This is a genomic window from Geobacillus sp. LYN3, from assembly GCF_003064505.1.
Classification (GTDB): domain Bacteria; phylum Bacillota; class Bacilli; order Bacillales; family Anoxybacillaceae; genus Parageobacillus_B; species Parageobacillus_B toebii.
Map to the genome: position 1 here is coordinate 2716001 of NZ_QCWL01000001.1, position 17947 is coordinate 2733947.

Consider the following 17947-nt stretch of genomic DNA (forward strand, 5'->3'; position numbering starts at 1 on the left):
CTATGAATATAGAGAAGTTACTATGCCATATAATGAATCCACATTTGCTTCAACATATCAGACAAAAACGGAGTGTGCTTCACAATCACCATTGCCATAAAAGAATGTTGAAGCTTCGTTTGTATGCTTTCAATTGGGATAAGCGCACCAACGTATAAAAGTAAAAATACGATTAAGTACACTTCGATAAATCCCAACGCTCCGCCAGTCCAGCGGTTAATGCTGCGAAGAATCGGCAATTGCGCCACAAAATCAAGCATCGAACCGATGATTTGCAGCACAATTTTCGTTGCGAAGAATAAAATCGCAAATGCGATCGCTCGATAGTATGCTTCATCCAAATGCGTGCTTTCAAACAGCAGTTTGGCCGTCTCCGGGGCGCCGAACGTCGGATACGGAATCCACAGACGCAGCGGCGGCACTAATTTTTCATAATAAAGATAAGCGACGACAAAAGCGATGATAAAGCCGGCCATATGAATAAATTGCAAAATAAATCCCCGTTTTAGACCAATCATAAACCCCATTAAAAGGATAAAGAGCAAAAGAAGATCGACCATTCCGTTACTCATCCTTTTCTTTATGTAGTTTTTGTAAAAGCCGATCATATTCTTCTTTTAATTTTATATAATCATGAACGATGTTAATGGCTGTCAGTACCGCTAGTTTACTAATATCCAATGTCGGATTTTTCTCGCTAATCTCCCGCATTTTATCATCGACAATGGATGCCACTAAACGAATATGGCTTGAGCTTTCTGTGCCAACGATCGTATATTGCTGTCCGTATATATCGACTGTCACCCGCGTTTTTTGTTGCTCCGCCAAATGATTTCCCCCATTCCTCAAAATCCTATTGTTTATCATAACATGAATGCTGATATAATGAAAAGATACGACTACTATGATATGCAAAAGAAAAAACGATAGTGATTAGGAGTGAATGGCCATGGCAAATCACGTCATCACGGCAACAGCGACGATGCTTGAAGAAATGCGGAATCATTACGCTTCCGATATAACCGGACACCTTCCTGCAGGTGCTTTGTTCGTTGCCAAACGGTCCGGCTGCACGATCACCGCTTACCGCACGGGAAAAGTGCTGTTTCAAGGAAAAGAGGCAGAACAAGAAGCGGCAAAATGGATGAAAGAATCGGATCAAAAGGAAGCGCCAGTCCCCCAGCCCCCCTTGGCTGCCGCATCGGCAATCGGCTCCGATGAAGTCGGAACCGGAGATTATTTCGGACCAGTTGTCGTTGCCGCCGCATATGTTGCCAAAGACCAAATGGATGCGATCACAGCAATGGGAATAAAAGATTCGAAACTGTTAACGGATGAAGCCATCCGACGGCTCGCCCCGTCGCTTATGAACATGATCCCGAACCAAACGGTTATACTGTCCAATCCAATGTATAATGATTGGCAACGAAGCGGAATGCCGCAAACGAAAATAAAAGCGTTGCTGCATAATGAAGCGATTGGAAAGCTTGTCAAACAGCTTTCCCCTATAGAACCGGAAGCGATTATTATTGACCAATTTATTGAACGGGACTTATATTTTCGCTACCTCGAAAACGAAACAAATGTCGTCCGCGATCATGTGTATTGCTACCCGAAGGCAGAAACGGTTCATGTTGCAGTGGCCGCTGCTTCGATAATCGCCCGCTACGTATTTTTGCAGGAAATGGAGCGATTAAGCAAAGAAGTGGGCATGACATTGCCAAAAGGAGCGGGAGCGCAAGTCGATCAGGCCGCCGCCAAGCTTATCCAAACGCATGGGCCTGCCATTCTCGAAATGTGCGCGAAGCTTCATTTTGCTAATACCGAAAAAGCAGCGCGGATTGCTAAAAAATAAACATAAAAAGAGGATGGCTCGAAAAGATCGTTATTAACGACCTTTTGAGTCAGCCTCTCTTTGTTCATACATAGACGAGTAAGTTTGGCGCCCGCTGCCGGTTAGCTTCTCTCCTCCAGCGCCTCAACAACCTTTTCCGCCGTGCTTCTGCTTGATTGCGGGTTTTGCCCTGTAATTAAATTGCCGTCACGTACGGAGAAGTCCGTCCATTTTTCACCGTGGACAAAATTGGCGCCTCTTAAGCGCAACGTTGATTCAAGCAAAAACGGCATATATTGGTCTAATTGCACTTCTCTTTCTTCTTCATCTGTAAATGCGGTTACCGTTTTTCCTTTGACAAGCGGTGTTCCGTCTTTATATGTTACATTGACAAGCCCGGACGGACCGTGACACACAGCGCCAATGATTCTTCCATCTTCGGCAAATTGCTGCAGGACGTATTGCAATGTTTCATTATCTGGAAAATCGAACATCGTCCCATGACCGCCAGGAAGGAAAATCGCATCAAATCCAGTTGCATCGTCTTCGCTTAAGCGGGCCGTATTTTTCAACTCTTTTTCAGCTTCTGCCCAAGCTGGATCTTTTTCTTCAATGCTGCGCGGATCAAGCGGCACTTCCCCGCCTTGGATGCTTGCCACTTTCACGTCATATCCTTTTTCTTTAAAGACAAGATATGGAACGGCGAATTCCTCAAGCCAAAGCCCCGTTTTATGATCGTCGGTTATCGTTGTATGGTTGGTAACCACCATCAGCACACGCTTGCTCATTGGTTATTCCTCCTTGTATCGAATTCGTAATTTTATCATAGATTACCTTTCACAAAAGCACCAATAAATATGCTCAAAAAAAAGCGGGCTCCTTGCCAGAGCCCCTCCTTTACTTCATAAACGGCCACCAGTTTGCCTTGCCGAATGTTTTGACCATCACCGGCACGAACAGCGGCAGTACAACAAGCGCGTATAAAATTAATCCAGTCAGCACAATCGTCGCGATTTGCAAGAGCGACAAGACGCCGGACGGATACATTGCCGCAAACGTCCCGCCTAAAATAACAGCGGCCGAAATAATAACCGTTCCCATATTGCGCATCGCCAACAGCATCGCTTCCTGCACCGGTTTGTCACGATATTCGTTGAAGCGGTCCATCAAGAAAATGCTGTAGTCGATGCCAAGCGCGATTAAGATGACAAACGCGAAAAACGATACCGCCCAGTTCAAACCGGCGTAGCCAAGCCCATTGACAAAAATAAGCTCGGTTACCGCCATCGATGTGTAGTACGTCAAAATAAGCGATAAAATTAAATACATCGGCATAATCAACGAACGAAGCAAAACGATTAAAATAAGCGCAATGCCGGCAAGCATCAACACAACGGTGCGGGAGTAGTCATTCGACGAAATCGTGTGCAAATCGGAATAAATGCTCGTCACTCCGCCAACGGCAACTTTTGCATTTTCGAGTTTCGTATCTTTCACCGCACGCTCAACTGCTTGTTTAATATCATCGATTTTGTTCAACGCCGATGTGGAATACGGGTTTTCATCGAAAATCACATCAAACGTCACGACTTTTTTGTCTTTGGACATATACGCATCTTGCGCTTTGGCAAATTCTTTGCTCTCAAGCACTTGTTTCGGCAAATACCAGCCTGTCATTTCTTTGTTTGGCGAAGACGCAAGCTCGGATAAATAGCTTTCTGCGGAACCTAGGCCTTTCGATACTTTCCGAAGACCGTCGGCACTTTGATCAAGCCCTGTAATTAATTGACTCATTTGCCCGTCTAATTGGGAAAATCCTCGCAGCAGCTGTTCTTGCCCAGCGTTCACTTCGCTTAATCCATTCGACAGCTGCGGAAGACGCCCGATTACTTGACGCTGTCCATTTGCTGCTTTATCCATCCCTTTTTGCAGCTCGTCAAGCCCGGCGATCAGTTTGGTCATCCCATCAATCAACGCTTTTTGGCCGCTGATAAGCTGCACAAACGAGCCGTTCGCTTGACGGACTCCAGCGCTTGCCTGTTTGAGTGCGTTATTTAATTGCGTAAAACCTGCAGTCATTTGCTGGGATCGTTGCGCTAATCCCGCTGCAATCATTTTTGTTCGCTGATATTCCGGATCCTGTTGCAGCTCTGGATGTGTTTGCTCTATATGATTCAACGATGCGCTCACCGAGGATAATTGCTCCGATAAGGCGTTCATGCCGTCTTGCAGTTGTTCATACTGGCTGATAAGCGAAGAGAGCCCGGCGCCCGCCTTTTCATATCCTTGCAGCAACTGCTCAGCGCCTCGCTTTAACTTTTTCGCATTATCCTTGATTGTTGCCAATCCTTTTTTGATTTCGCCAGCTCCCATCGAACCGCTGCGAATGCCTTGTTCAATTTGCGCAAGTCCTTTTTGGAGGTCGCTAACACCCATTTTGAGCCGCTTCGTTCCTGATGCAAGCTCTTCCATACCGTTTGTCGCTTGTTTTAATTTTGGCGCGGATGCGGAAAGCTGTTTGCCCGCTTGACTTAGTCCAGAGCTGATTTTCTCAATCCCTTCTTTTCCTTGTCCAAGACCATCTTTTAAGCTTTTCGCTTGCTCGGTGACAAACAATTGTTCAATTGGCTCCCCAGTCGGGCGTGTAACAGAACGCACTTTGTCGATACCATCGATTTTTTCGACTTCACGGCTGATTTTTTCAATAAGGGCAAAATATTCTTGCGAGTTCATCGCTTCATCGTTTTTCATGACGATTTGCGTTGGCATCGCTTCACCAGGATTAAAATTTTTAGCGATAATATTGAACGCTTTAACAGACGCATAGTCGTCACCAATTTCTTCAAGGGAATCAAATGACAAATCCCCATCATACGTTGCCAACACCGGAACGGTAATAACCGCAACGATGCCTAACGCAATGAGCGGTCTGGCAAACGCAAACCGTCCCGCGTCATCCCATAAGCGGCTTTGTTTATGCTCTAAATTTCCTTTCGCCGGCCAAAACAGATTTGGACCAAGCACCGCCATAAAAAACGGCACCAACGTCATCAGCGCAACAAGGAGCACCGCTACCCCAACCGCCACCGCGGCAGCCGATTGATATAACTTAAACGTTGATAATCCAATTGCGGCAAACCCGATCATCACCGCAATTCCGCTGAACAATACCGTTTTTCCAGCGGTGCGGTACGTGGCGACAATCGCATCCGTGCGGTTTTCGTGCTGCGAAAGTTCTTCCTTAAACCGGCTTAACAGCAAAATACAATAGTCCGTTCCGATTCCAAACAGCACGGCAACTAAAAAGATTTGCGTAAACGTAGAGAGCGGAAAATTCACTTGATCCACGAGAAAAGCGACAATCGACTGTGACACTAAATACGTCATCCCAACGGTGATAAGCGGAATGAGTGGCGCGACAAACGAACGGAACACGACAAGCAACACCACTAAAATAAACACAACCGTAATGCCTTCCGTCTTTTTCAACCCTTTCTGCGAGCTGACGACAACGTCTTCGTCAATCATCCAGCCACCCGTGTAATAATGTTCGACAGAAATGTCATCAATCGCTTTGTAAAGCGCCTTGCTTATTTCTTTCGCGCTTCTTCCGTTCCGCTCCAGCTTCACGGACGTTAAAATCGTCGTGCCATCTTTAGAAACAAGTTGATCTTTCAATTCCTTTTCTTTAAACGGGGAGATAATCTCGGTAATTCCGAGTTTCTCTTTTTGCGCTTCCAACTGTTTAACGGCGCGCTCCGCTTCCTTCCAATCGTTGTCCGTCAGCCCGCCTTTGCGGTAAAACACAAGTGCTGTTGACAGTTCGCTTCCTTTGTTCTCCTTCTTTTGCACTTCGTTTAAAATATCCATCGCAAGCGAAGACGAGTAGCCTTTTGGCACGCTAAGCTGCCCTTTCTCGCGGACAAGATCGGCCATGTTCGGCGCCGTCACAATAAGGATGACAGCAACGACAATCCACGCCAACAGCACAAACCATTTTCCTTTGACGATTCCTCTCACGATGCCCCCTCCATCTCTTGCAAAATGCAGGCAAGCTTTTCATACGTTTGAATAAACGTTTCAATTTCTCTCTCCGAAAATTTGGTTATGAACGATTCGACTAATTTATGAATTTTTTCTTCCGTTTCCGTAATCCATTCGTCCCCTCGCTCCGTCAGCGTCAAATAAACAACCCTGCGGTCGTTTTGATCGCGCGTGCGTTGAATCAAGCCTTTTTTGACAAGGCGGTTCGTCATCGCCGTAATCGCGCTTTTGTTTACGCCAAACAAGGACGCAAGCTCGGTTGATGTGCATTTTGCTTTCTTTTTTATGTAGCGAAGCAGGTAATATTGGTCGTTTGTCATATCCTCATCAAGCTCGCACTTCACGAGCGCTGCCGCTTTTTTCATCACGATAAAAGAAACAGACAAATACCGTTCAATGAGATCATCAATGTTTCTCCTCTGCAAGCTATCGCCCCTCTTTTGAAAAATAGTTTAATTATTTAACTATTAAACAATGTAACAATCTCCTAGAAAAAAAGTCAACTGAGAGATTTTCTTTTTCCAAAAAAAAATGATATAAGGAGAAGTTCCATACAAGATTTCATTTCGCAACAAATAAAGCGAAATTTAAAAAACAATATATCGCCATTTTAGACGTCGTGATCTCACAATTGTCCTATCTTTATTCGCATTATTTATCTTATCACCACAGGCATCCGTACTCTTTGCTCATTTCCCGTTTTCACTTGTTATATTGTTGAATCCATTCTTCTAAGTGTACTGCCGTTCCATCCGTCTTTGCCATTTTTCTCATATATTCCAAGTCTAATCGTTCAGCGTGAAGAAAAAGCATTCTTTTTCCCCATTCGCAATCCGAAGTAGATTTCCAATGAACACAAGCTCGCAAGCGATCTAAAATAATATCTTCAATGCCAATCACATATACTTTTAATCCGTCTTTCATTCGCAACTCTATCACTTTATCGTAATCAGCGTCTTCTAGCATATCATTTGGAATTTCAATGCTTATCATCAATTCTTCGTGATACCAATGCCGTCCCGCTGGTGTGAAGCCTAACTGTACAAGCAAATCACCAGCACGTTTTCGATCGCTAACAATAAGATCGATATCAACGGTCGTGTAATCGCTTCTTGTGTATATTTCTACCGCTAATCCTCCCACAATAATTGGACGAATGCGGTAAGGTTCTAGGAGTTTGGTCAAAATGGCCGTCACTTGCACCATTTTTTCAAACGGGGTTTTGGAACGAAGCGTACGAAGTCTTTGTTTTGCTTCCTCAATCGAATTCATAATACCACACCCGCTTGCTCAAGTATTTTACTTTTCCTTCTATTTCTGCCTTTTTCCATCGTTTTCTACATAGGTCATCTAATATTTTAGCTTCGTTTTCATCACGAGCCCGTGTGCGGATATTGCGCTCTTCTCCTTTCGTCCGCAATATGTCCCGCTCCACACCGCTTTTTTTCTCCAAAATCCACTTATTCAATTCAGAAAAATCGACTTCTTTCATCATGCTATCACTCCGAATCACTTATATATAGTTTTATTATACCATGTTCTTCCTACGACAATCGCCATCCAAAAATATAATGAAGGATGTCATCCCTTTAGAAAAAGTGACATCCTTTTTCATTTCATCATTTATTCCACGAATTAAGAAGCATTACGCCGCAATATCCCGTTTTCGAAAAATAAACCATGTAAGTGCGTTAAATATAACAAAATAAACAAGCAGCATCATCATGGAAAATGTCATCGTCATTCCTTCGACAAGCGGCGTTCCATCAATATATTGCGCTAAGTTTGTATTGGCAAATAATAAATATTTTGCCCATTCAAATTTCATGGCAAGAAGCGTCGTAATCTGCGGACCAACAAACAGAGCAAAAGTCGCCAGTCCAATCGCAAGCGAGTGATTGCGAAACACCGCTGATATCATAAACGCAAAGGTCGTCATCATGACAAGATCAACGCAATTGAGTGCGTATACTTGCATCACATAAAGAAGCATGTTTTTCTCAACAACCGTTCCGTTTTGGTACGCTAAATATGGTTCGCGGATGTTTTCGATTCCAAAAACGATCGCGGCGATGACGGACGAGAAAATAAACAGCAATAAAAGCATACAAAGCGCAAACAACAGGGTGGCAATGTATTTCGAAAGCAAAATTTTCGTGCGGCTGGCAGGACGAATGAGAAGCAGCTTGATCGTTCCCCACGAGAATTCACTGGCTACGCTTCCTGCCGCCACAATAATCGTAAACAGTGTGATCAGCGCAATAATGTCTGCGGAATTTACCAAATATCCCCAGAACGTATTAGATGATACAGGTTTTATATTATGCTCTAGGCGATATTTATTAATTTTCAGCTGCTGTTCGAGATGATTTTTATACATTTTCGGCAGCTTGCCCTCAGAAAGCTGGGCTTCCATTTCCTTTATCTCCGAGGCAACCTCCGCCTTCCAATTTTTTGGTTCTTTATATGTCGCTTTTATAATCAACGCTCCCGCCAATGTCGACAAAGCAAGAAGCCCGATCATAAACCATGTGCCAATACGGCGGTAAATTTTCATATTTTCGTTTTGAATTAATGAAAGAATGCTAGGCAATTTCATTCCCTCCCGTCATTTCTAAAAATCTTTCTTCCAACGATTTCGTAAGAACTTGAATGCCATATACTTTGATATTTTCTGACACTAAGGCGGCATTCAAGCTTGGTATTTCCTCATAATCAATGGAAACTTCAATTCCTTGCTTTGCTGGTGTGATGTTCATATGAGGATAGATGTTTTTGATCACGTTTAGCGCTTGCTCCACCGGCTCTACTGTAAGCAGCACCTTTTGAGCTTGTTTGGACAGTTCTTGAACCGATTCAATTCCTACTAATCTTCCATGTTGAATAATCGCAAAGCGGTCGCACATCATTTCCATTTCCGACAGAAGATGGCTTGAAACGATGATCCCCAGCCCTTCTTCTTTCGCCAGCTTGCGCAAATAGTCGCGGATTTCGCGGATACCGGCGGGATCGAGCCCGTTTGTCGGTTCATCCAAAATAAGCAGAGAAGGCCGATGAAGCAATGCCTGCGCTAGTCCTAGCCGCTGCCTCATGCCGAGCGAATATGTCTTCACTTTGTCATGAATTCGTTTTTCCAAACCCACTAGTTTGACAACCTCATCGATTCGTTCTTTTGTTACTCCTTTTGCCATTCGCGCATAGTGCAATAAATTTTGATAACCCGTTAAAAATTTATACATCTCCGGATTTTCGACAATAGCGCCGACATGCTGAATCGCTTTTTCAAAGTCTTTTTGAATACTGATTCCATTAATCAGCACTTCGCCGCTAGTAATTCCCATCAGTCCGACAATCATGCGAATCGTTGTTGTTTTTCCGGCTCCGTTCGGCCCAAGAAATCCAAACACTTCCCCTGGAAATACCTCGAGGGACAAATCATGGATAATCGTTTTCTTGCCAATATCTTTTCTGACATTTTTCAATTGCAAAAGCGGATTCATCGTCGTTCCTCTCCCTTATAAATTTTTTTCAGCCGGTTTACTACACTGTCGCGGCTTGTTTCTCTTAATTCATCGACGCGGACGCATTCTGCCACTTTTCCATCGCGGAGGAAAATGGCATCATCGAGCAATGGTTCGACTTCATCGATTTCATGCGTCGTCATCACAATCGTCTGCCGTTCTAGATCGACAAATGAAATCAGTCCTTTGACAATGGATTCGCGCACCATCGGATCAAGGCCGGACAGCGGTTCATCCATCAATAAAATCGGCGCTTCCCGCGCTAACGTAAAAGCGATTTTCGCGCGGCTGCGTCCACCTTTCGATAATTGTCTTAGCTTTTTATCAGGCTGGATTTCCATGAACTCTAAAATGTCATACGCTTTTTCTGTGCGGAAATCACTAAATTGCGAAGCGTAAAACTCCAGCATATCCTGAACCGTAAAGCTGTCATAATAGACGTCCAATTCCGATAAATACGCGACTTTGCTGCTGATGTTTCTCGTTACTTCCATTCCATCCACTAGCACTTTTCCTTTCGTAGGAAAAACTAATCCGGCAATCAATTTCAAAAAAGTCGATTTGCCGCTGCCGTTTGCGCCAAGGACGCCGATGATTTTTCCTTTTTCTAAACTTATCGATACATCATCTAATGCGATGACATTACCGTATTTTTTTGTGACATGCTCGAATTCAATCATTGTTTCTCTCCATCCTCTCCCCTGCTGAAATCTTTTAGCGAAGCTATAATGTCATTCATCGTAAATCCAAGCTCTGTCATATTCCGTATAAAATCAGCCACAATATCCCGCTTTAGCTGTTCACGCAACCGTTCGATGACTTCCACATTTTCCGTGACAAACGTTCCTTGACCGCGCCGCGTTTCCAAAATCCCCATCCTTTCGAGCTCACTATATGTGCGCTGGATCGTATTCGGGTTTACTCCTGTTTGTACAGCCATCTCCCGCACAGACGGCAATTTATCTCCCGCCTTCCATTCGTTGCGTACAATTTTCTTATTAATTTTTTCCATTATTTGTATATAGATCGGCTTCGTTGTATCAAACTCCTCTGCCACGTCCTTTACACCTCAACTTTTCTGTCAATTAGCCAAATGGAAGCGCAAAATGCAAGAACAGCCATAATACCGTAAAAAACGACTGCTCCTATTGGCATCGTTTCCATCTTTTCGATCATTATCCACCCCTTAGCCGTATTGTACTTGAACACAACCCCAGGCATCGCTATTTTTCCCCATCCCGTTAGCCATTCGTATACGTTTGTTTTCATAAACGACAAAAACAGCCAGCCTAACAGAAAATAAATAAGCGTAACAATCAGCCCCGATAGTTTTGCAATCATTTGTTTACCAATACGGTAAATCGCCCAACAAAGCAAAAACCAAACCGCCATATGGATAGATAGCAGCGCAATATACAGAACCGCTAGCGCACCGCTTTCGATAAAAAGTTCATCATTCCATATTTTTTCATAAAAATACCTCTCTTTTACTCCAAGAGAAGCAATATAAGTAAATAATGCCGAAACAAACAGAGAAATAAGCATGCTGGCAAACGCGATCAGCAGTTTGGCGCTTACCAACCGAAATGCCGGCTGCGGGGTGTGAAGCCATAAATGAAGCCGCTTCGCTTCTGTTTGTAAGCTGAGAGCCATAAACATCAACATATAAAATGCATGCAGGCATGTGACAACCAATGATGGAACGAACATCGCTATCGGCTCATCGTATTTCAGAGCCAATAAATATGCAACTATATTAACGGCGATCACGATTCCAACCGTAGTTATGATCCACAGTTTCGAGATGCGCCATTCTTTTTTAAATAAGCCAAGCCACGGACTCATTTTTCCCCCTCCAGTAACAGTGAATTAGTGTTCTAGTTAAATAGTACACTAGTTCAAAATGAAATGTCAACCAATTTTTTACAGCAACAAGCCCCATTTTCGCCTCTTCATTCGTAATACCATACCCGTCTGTTCGAGTATAAAACAAAAAACACTACCAGATATGTGGAAACACCATCAACGACAGCCATCCCACGACGGATAGCCCCACTATCGTCCACGCAGCGAGGCGGGAACGAAGACGTGTTCCGAGCCAAAACACAATAATCCCCACTAACATGATGAAAGTGGGAAAACTGAAAAGCGACGCGTGAAAATAAAAAATATCGAAACAAACAACCGTAACTAACGTCAAAACAATAAACGGCTTGTTCCCACGAAGCCGCGGAAACGCACGCGCCATAGCCTCTTGAACGAAAAATAGCGTGATGCTCCAAATAAACAGGAACGGCCACCCGATGAAAGAAAAAGTACGAAACGGAATATAGAAAAGGAGATCACCGCTTTCCTCTACATTGCCAAAAAGAAAACTTGCCAAAAAAATATATCCGTAAAGAAGGCCCGCGGCGCTAAGGAATTGCCATAAATATGGTCTAGGTCTGGATTTGCCAATAAAATAGGACATTTTCTTTCCTCTTCCTCTATGCTATTCCCATAAGCGATCATAACAAAACAATAAGGTATATTTTCTTCGCTGCCGCATGAAACTCCTCTCTTTGCAAAAAATCCCCCGCCTTATGTTTCCGCATAAGACGAGGGATTCTATTTATCCGCGCAATGTCGCGCCGAATTGCTGTTCCACCGCTTGGATCACTTTTTCATGAACGGCGGTTACTTCTTCGTCCGTTAATGTGCGTTCCGGATCGTAGTAACGGAGCGAGAAGGCGATCGATTTTTTGCCGTCTGGGAGTCGGTCGCCTTTGTATACGTCGAAAATGGACACTTCTTTTAATAGTTCGCCGCCCGCTTCGATAATCGCTTTTTGCAGCTCGCCGGCGACGACGTTTTCATCGACGACAAGGGCGATGTCGCGGGTGATCGACGGGAAGCGCGGAATCGGCGAGTAGCGGATGTCCTCGACTTCCGCGTTTAACAAGTCGGTCAAGGCAAGTTCAAAGACATATGTTTCTTTTAAATCATATTCTTTTTGCACGACCGGATGGAGCTGGCCGACAAAGCCGATCGTCTTGCCATCTAGCAAAATATGAGCGGTGCGCCCCGGATGCATATGCTCGCGTTTCGCTTGTTTATATTCAATGCGGTTCGTTAAGCCTAGCAACTCAAACAATCCGTCTAAAACGCCCTTGACTACATAGAAATCAACCGCTTTTTTCTCACCTTGCCATAAGTGGGCGTGCCATACGCCTGTTAAGACTCCGGCAAGACGCTCTTTTTCACTTGGCAGTTCATTCTCGCCATTTGCAAGATACACCGCGCCTGTTTCATAGACGGCGACGTTTTCGACTTGGCGCGCGCGGTTATAGCTCGCTACTTCCAACAGATGAGGCAGCAAGCTTTGACGAAGGACGCTTCGTTCTTCGCTCATCGGCAGCGCCAAGCGGATCGGTTCCGCCGTTTCTAACGCGAACATCGTCGCTTTTTCCTCGCTTGTAAGAGAATACGTAATCGCTTGGAAAAGGCCGACGTCTTCTAAGTAACGGCGCACTTGCCGGCGTTTTGCTTGATACGGCGTCAGTTTGCCCGGCTTCGCTTCCGCGACCGGCAATGTTGCCGGCAATCGGTCATAGCCATATAATCTCGCTACTTCTTCAATAATATCTTCTTCAATCGTAATGTCACGGCGGCGTGATGGAACGGTAATCGTAAATGTTCCGTTATCTTCAGTAAACGCAAATTGCAAGTTTGTTAAAATCGTGGCAACTTCGTCTTTGGTAATCGCCGTGCCGAGCACGCGGTTAATGCGGTCTAGCGTAATGGTAATCGTCACTTCTCGTTCTTGTAACGTATTGGCTTCGACAATGCCGCCAACGACTTCGCCGCCAGCGTATTTCGCCATTAACGAAGCCGCACGGTCTAGCGCCTCTTTCGTCCGCGCCGGATCAATGCCTTTTTCAAAGCGCGTGCTTGCTTCACTGCGCAAGCCATGATCTTTCGATGCTTTGCGAATGACGGCGCTGGTGAAGTAAGCCGATTCGATAAACACGGTCGTCGTGTCGTTTCTTACTTCGGAGTTGGCTCCCCCCATGACGCCAGCAAGCGCGACGGGTTCCTTTCCGTTCGTAATGACAAGATGATCCTCCGTCAACGTTCTTTCCGTATCATCTAATGTCACGATCGTTTCGCCTGCTTTCGCGCGGCGCACAACAATCTCTTTCGAACCAAGGCGGTCATAGTCAAACGCATGAAGCGGCTGGCCGTATTCAAGCAAAATATAGTTCGTAATATCGACAACGTTGTTATGCGGACGAATTCCTGCCGCCATTAAGCGCGTCTGCATCCAAAGCGGCGACGGGCCGATTTTTACGTTTTTCACTACGCGCCCTGCGTATAACGGATTATCTTCCGGCGCGTCGACGCGCACAGAAATATAATCATGAACATTCTCGTCATTTTCTTGAAGCTCAATGGCTGGCAGCTTCACGTCGCGGCCTAAAATCGCCGCCACTTCATACGCAACGCCAATCATACTTAAGCAATCGGCGCGGTTTGGCGTAAGTCCAAGCTCTAATACTTCATCATCTAGATTTAATAATTCCAACGCGTCAGCGCCGACCGGAGCATCGCTCGGAAAGACGAAAATGCCATCGGCGTATTCTTTTGGCACGAGTTTTGACTCGATGCCTAGTTCTTGTAAAGAACAAATCATTCCGTTTGATTCTTCGCCGCGCAGTTTCGCCCGCTTAATTTTCAAATTGCCCGGCAAAACAGCACCGACTTTCGCAACCGCCACTTTTTGGCCTTTCGCGACGTTCGGGGCGCCGCAAATAATTTGCACCGGCTCGTCCTCTCCGATATCAACAAGACATTTTCTTAACTTATCGGCGTTTGGATGTTGTTCGCATTCAAGCACATGCCCGACGACAACCCCTTTTGCTCCTTTATTTAATACTTCTACACTTTCAACTTCGATGCCGCTTTTTGTAATGCGGTCGGCTAGTTCTTTTGCCGTGATTCCCGTAAGATCCACGTATTCTTGCAGCCATTTATAAGAAACAAACATCGGTCAAACCTCCCTTTTTACACGCGATGGAATTGTTGTAAGAAACGAATGTCGTTTTGATAGAAATGACGGATGTCATCAATGCCGTATTTGAGCATCGCGATGCGTTCCGGACCCATGCCGAACGCGAAGCCCGTATACTTTTTCGAATCGAATCCAGCCATTTCCAATACGTTTGGATGTACCATGCCCGCGCCTAAAATTTCAATCCATCCCGTCCCTTTACATACGCTGCAGCCATGACCACCGCAATGGAAGCAGGAAACGTCCACTTCGACCGACGGCTCGGTAAACGGGAAAAAGCTTGGGCGGAAACGAATATCGCGGTCTTCGCCAAACATTTTGCGGGCAAACTCGCGCAGCGTTCCTTTCAGGTCGCTCATGCGAATGTTTTCGTCGACAACAAGTCCTTCGATTTGCGTAAATTGATGCGAGTGAGTCGCGTCGTCGTTGTCGCGGCGGTACACTTTTCCCGGGCAGATGATTTTCACCGGACCGCGCCCTTTATGTTTTTCCATCGTGCGCGCTTGCACCGGCGACGTATGGGTGCGAAGCAAAATTTCTTCGGTAATGTAGAACGAATCTTGCATATCGCGCGCCGGATGGCCTTTTGGCAAATTCAACGCTTCAAAATTGTAATAGTCTTTCTCAACTTCCGGTCCTTCGGCAATCGTATAGCCCATGCCGATGAATAAGTCTTCGATTTCTTCAATGACGCGCGTAAGCGGATGATGATTGCCTCTTTTGACCGGGCGGCCTGGAAGTGTGACATCAATCGCTTCCGCTGCTAATTTTTTCTCGACTTCCTCTTGCTCGAGCTTTGCCTGTTTTGCTTCTAACGCGCTTTGGATCGCCTGCCGCACTTCATTGGCAAGCGCGCCTATTACCGGACGCTCTTCCGGCGATAATGCCCCCATGCCGCGGAGCACTTCGGTAATCGGGCCTTTTTTGCCAAGATAAGCGACACGCACCTCATTGAGTGCTTTCAAGTCATTCGCTTGTTCAATTTTTTCGAGCGCTTCCTGTTGAAGCTGCTGCAACCGTTCTTTCATGAAAAATTCCTCCTTTTCTTCAATCAAATAAACGAAATGCTTCTTCTACTGCCCATGCTTGATGTTCATGAAACAATACTTTCGGAATATCTTCACGTGAAATCCACACTAGTATGTTCCATAAAAAAACTCGCCCCTTAAAATAAGGGACGAGTGCACTCGCGGTACCACCCTTGTTAACAGCGCAAAAACGCGCTGTTCGCTTCATTGCGATAACGGCATAGGCCGGAACACCTTTACATTCCGCAGGCGCGGAATGGTCCAAGTGTCAACTCCAGAGGTGAATTCACTTGCTTCTACCATAAAAACGCTCCCAGTCTACGGCGTTTTCTCCCTGGATGGCGAGTGGCAAGCTACTCTTCTCTTTCATCGTTGTTTTCTATATTTCCCTATTTTTATATTATCTTTATATCCCATATGTTCAGATAAATAATGCTGTATTATATTATAAGCAAACGGCGAACATCGCGCAACACACACAATCTATATGAAAACAGCCTATGCTTTTGCGTCTTGTAAATGATAAAGCAAAATCCCGGCAGCGACGGCAACATTTAACGACTCGGCCTGTCCATAAATCGGAATGTATAAATTTTTCGTCGTCATTTGCAGCAATTTCTTATGAACCCCGCTTCCTTCATTGCCGACAAGCAAGGCAAACGGACGCGCCGGTTTGATATGACGATAATCTTCCCCATTTTCCAGCGCTGTTCCGTAAATCGCGACATTTTTTTCGCACAGACGCTCGATCCATTCACGGAGATTTCCGCGAATAATCGGCAGATGAAAAAGCGAACCTTGGGTAGCGCGGATGACTTTCGGATTATACAAGTCAGCGCATCCTTCGCCAAGAATAACGGCATCGATTCCAGCCGCATCGGCGGTGCGGATCATTGTGCCGATGTTGCCCGGGTCTTGTACGGCGTCAATCAGAAGCACATTCGCCTGCGTCCAGTCTATATCGCCATAGGAAAACTGTTCGCATACGGCCGCGATTCCTTGCGGCGTTTCCGTATCACTGATCGCTTTCATCACTTCTTCCGTCACGATCGTTACAGGAAGGTGGCCCGCATTCCAGCTTGGCGGAATCTCCTTTTTTTCGTCAACAATCAGTTCAACAAGAGGCGCATGGCTCTTTAGCGCTTCTTCGACTAAATGAAAACCTTCAATTAGAAATAACCCCATTTTTTCCCGGCCTTTTTTCGTGAGCAGTTTTTTCCATTCTTTCACTTGCGGATTTTTGGTGGACTGGATTCGTTTCAACGTTCACTTCCCCTTTACGCCCCAATGCTTGGCAATAAACTCATCGCGTCCTGATGCGGCGCGGTCTTCTTTATAATGCTTTGGGTTTTTCTTATGGTAGTTTTGGTGATATTCCTCGGCCGGATAAAACTTTGTTGCCGGCAAAATTTTCGTGACGATCGGCTTGGAAAACTTCCCGCTTTCCTCAAGCGCCCGTTTTGATGCTTCCGCTTTTTGCCGCTGCTCTTCATTATGGTAAAAGATCGCTGTCCGATATTGCGGGCCGCGGTCATGAAACTGTCCGCCGTCATCGGTCGGATCAATTTGGCACCAATACAGTTCAAGCAATCGTTCGTATGGAAAAACGTTCGGATCAAATGTAATCTGCACCGCTTCGTAATGCCCTGTCGTTCCCGTTTTCACTTGTTCATATGTCGGGTTTTCGACATGTCCGCCCGTATAGCCGGAAACAATGCCGTATATTCCATCGAGTTCTTCAAATGGAGTGACCATGCACCAAAAACAGCCTCCGGCAAATGTTGCTTTTTCCATGTTTCTCTCTCCTCCATGTAAAATCGTATTTTTCATTATAGCAAAAATTACAGCGATCAAACACCAAACAAAACAAATCAAATCAACAAACAATTTGTTTTCATTTTTGCATTTCTCATACATATTCAGAAAAATTCCCGTTAAAAATAAGCTTGTACTATATATAGAGGGGTGAATGGAATGGATTTAAACTTGCGCCATGCAGTTATACAAAATATCGCCAATAACACGAAGGAGCAATTGGAAGATACGATTGTTGATGCGATTCAGCGTGGAGAGGAAAAATATTTGCCGGGGCTCGGCGTCCTCTTTGAAGAGATTTGGAAACATTCGAGCGAGCAGCAAAAAGAGGAAATGCTTACAACACTGGAACAAGCAGTCAAACAACATGCATAAAAGGGAAGTTTTTTCGCTTCCCTTTCCTCCTTCACCGCTATCATTCGAATCCGTTTATAATCCGCAATCCATACGCCATCCCTAACTCAGACACAAACGATAACTTTTCATCATATGTATCCGCATTCCATACATTCACAGAAACCAATTTCTCTTCCCCCTAAGTTTGTTATGCTAATATATGTTTTTTCATTCCCGCATCTCTATCTTTCACGAGAACATCCGCCGGAAGCCCACTGCTTTAGCTGTGGAGGAAGGCGGGGTTTATATTTTTAGTATA

General features: G+C 45.0%; 19 protein-coding genes and 1 other annotated feature. Of the genes, 2 read left to right on the forward strand and 17 right to left on the reverse strand.

What is annotated here, in order from left to right; translation table 11 throughout:
* Positions 1-20: 20 nt before the first annotated feature.
* Both DCC82_RS14220 and zapA read right to left on the reverse strand, forming a co-directional pair.
* On the reverse strand, positions 21-560 hold the full coding sequence (locus tag DCC82_RS14220; RefSeq protein ID WP_062677853.1) for a CvpA family protein: 540 nt from the start codon (positions 558-560) through the stop codon (positions 21-23).
* Between the two features lie 4 nt (positions 561-564).
* Complete coding sequence (zapA, locus tag DCC82_RS14225) at positions 565-828, reverse strand: cell division protein ZapA (protein WP_015864740.1); 264 nt, start codon at positions 826-828, stop codon at positions 565-567.
* A gap of 121 nt (positions 829-949) precedes the next feature.
* Here zapA and rnhC point away from each other — a divergent pair, with 121 nt between their 5' ends.
* Positions 950-1855, forward strand: coding sequence for a ribonuclease HIII (gene rnhC / locus DCC82_RS14230; protein WP_015864741.1), 906 nt, complete (start codon positions 950-952; stop codon positions 1853-1855).
* A 101-nt stretch (positions 1856-1956) separates the two neighbouring features.
* Here rnhC and DCC82_RS14235 read toward each other — a convergent pair whose 3' ends face one another.
* From DCC82_RS14235 to msrA, 15 genes are all read right to left on the reverse strand, one after another.
* Entirely contained in the window at positions 1957-2622 is a 666-nt protein-coding gene (locus tag DCC82_RS14235; protein ID WP_015864742.1) for a type 1 glutamine amidotransferase domain-containing protein, read from the reverse strand.
* Between the two features lie 109 nt (positions 2623-2731).
* Positions 2732-5854: an MMPL family transporter gene (locus DCC82_RS14240; protein WP_015864743.1), complete on the reverse strand. Its 3123-nt coding sequence runs from the start codon at positions 5852-5854 to the stop codon at positions 2732-2734.
* Positions 5851-6303 (reverse strand): MarR family winged helix-turn-helix transcriptional regulator, encoded by a 453-nt coding sequence (locus tag DCC82_RS14245; RefSeq protein WP_097354839.1) that lies wholly within the window; start codon positions 6301-6303, stop codon positions 5851-5853. The genes DCC82_RS14240 and DCC82_RS14245 overlap by 4 nt, the downstream gene beginning before the upstream one ends.
* Before the next feature lie 277 nt (positions 6304-6580).
* Positions 6581-7150 (reverse strand): DUF6036 family nucleotidyltransferase, encoded by a 570-nt coding sequence (locus DCC82_RS14250; protein WP_097354840.1) that lies wholly within the window; start codon positions 7148-7150, stop codon positions 6581-6583.
* Positions 7137-7373: a hypothetical protein gene (locus tag DCC82_RS14255; protein WP_233253000.1), complete on the reverse strand. Its 237-nt coding sequence runs from the start codon at positions 7371-7373 to the stop codon at positions 7137-7139. The genes DCC82_RS14250 and DCC82_RS14255 overlap by 14 nt, the downstream gene beginning before the upstream one ends.
* A gap of 150 nt (positions 7374-7523) precedes the next feature.
* Positions 7524-8471, reverse strand: a complete 948-nt coding sequence (locus DCC82_RS14260; protein WP_097354841.1) for an ABC transporter permease — start codon at positions 8469-8471, stop codon at positions 7524-7526.
* The gene (locus DCC82_RS14265) at positions 8464-9378 is read right to left on the reverse strand and encodes an ABC transporter ATP-binding protein (RefSeq protein ID WP_097354842.1); all 915 of its coding nucleotides are present in this window, start codon (positions 9376-9378) and stop codon (positions 8464-8466) included. Before DCC82_RS14265 ends, DCC82_RS14260 begins: the two co-directional genes overlap by 8 nt.
* Positions 9375-10079 (reverse strand): ABC transporter ATP-binding protein, encoded by a 705-nt coding sequence (locus DCC82_RS14270; protein WP_097354843.1) that lies wholly within the window; start codon positions 10077-10079, stop codon positions 9375-9377. Before DCC82_RS14270 ends, DCC82_RS14265 begins: the two co-directional genes overlap by 4 nt.
* Entirely contained in the window at positions 10076-10456 is a 381-nt protein-coding gene (locus DCC82_RS14275; RefSeq protein ID WP_097354844.1) for a GntR family transcriptional regulator, read from the reverse strand. The genes DCC82_RS14270 and DCC82_RS14275 overlap by 4 nt, the downstream gene beginning before the upstream one ends.
* 5 nt (positions 10457-10461) lie before the next feature.
* Positions 10462-11244 (reverse strand): hypothetical protein, encoded by a 783-nt coding sequence (locus DCC82_RS14280; RefSeq protein ID WP_097354845.1) that lies wholly within the window; start codon positions 11242-11244, stop codon positions 10462-10464.
* A 154-nt stretch (positions 11245-11398) separates the two neighbouring features.
* Entirely contained in the window at positions 11399-11782 is a 384-nt protein-coding gene (locus DCC82_RS14285; protein ID WP_158268589.1) for a hypothetical protein, read from the reverse strand.
* Between the two features lie 228 nt (positions 11783-12010).
* Positions 12011-14425 (reverse strand): phenylalanine--tRNA ligase subunit beta, encoded by a 2415-nt coding sequence (gene pheT / locus DCC82_RS14290; protein ID WP_097354847.1) that lies wholly within the window; start codon positions 14423-14425, stop codon positions 12011-12013.
* A 17-nt stretch (positions 14426-14442) separates the two neighbouring features.
* On the reverse strand, positions 14443-15477 hold the full coding sequence (pheS, locus tag DCC82_RS14295; RefSeq protein WP_097354848.1) for a phenylalanine--tRNA ligase subunit alpha: 1035 nt from the start codon (positions 15475-15477) through the stop codon (positions 14443-14445).
* Between the two features lie 142 nt (positions 15478-15619).
* Positions 15620-15856, reverse strand: a binding site (T-box leader).
* 119 nt (positions 15857-15975) lie between these two features.
* Positions 15976-16740, reverse strand: coding sequence for a TrmH family RNA methyltransferase (locus DCC82_RS14305; protein WP_089098005.1), 765 nt, complete (start codon positions 16738-16740; stop codon positions 15976-15978).
* Between the two features lie 3 nt (positions 16741-16743).
* Positions 16744-17271 (reverse strand): peptide-methionine (S)-S-oxide reductase MsrA, encoded by a 528-nt coding sequence (msrA, locus tag DCC82_RS14310; protein ID WP_015864756.1) that lies wholly within the window; start codon positions 17269-17271, stop codon positions 16744-16746.
* 180 nt (positions 17272-17451) lie between these two features.
* Here msrA and sspI point away from each other — a divergent pair, with 180 nt between their 5' ends.
* Positions 17452-17667 carry a small acid-soluble spore protein SspI gene (sspI, locus tag DCC82_RS14315; protein ID WP_015864757.1) on the forward strand — a complete coding sequence of 72 codons (216 nt, stop codon included), beginning with the start codon at positions 17452-17454 and terminating at the stop codon, positions 17665-17667.
* Positions 17668-17947: the final 280 nt, after the last annotated feature.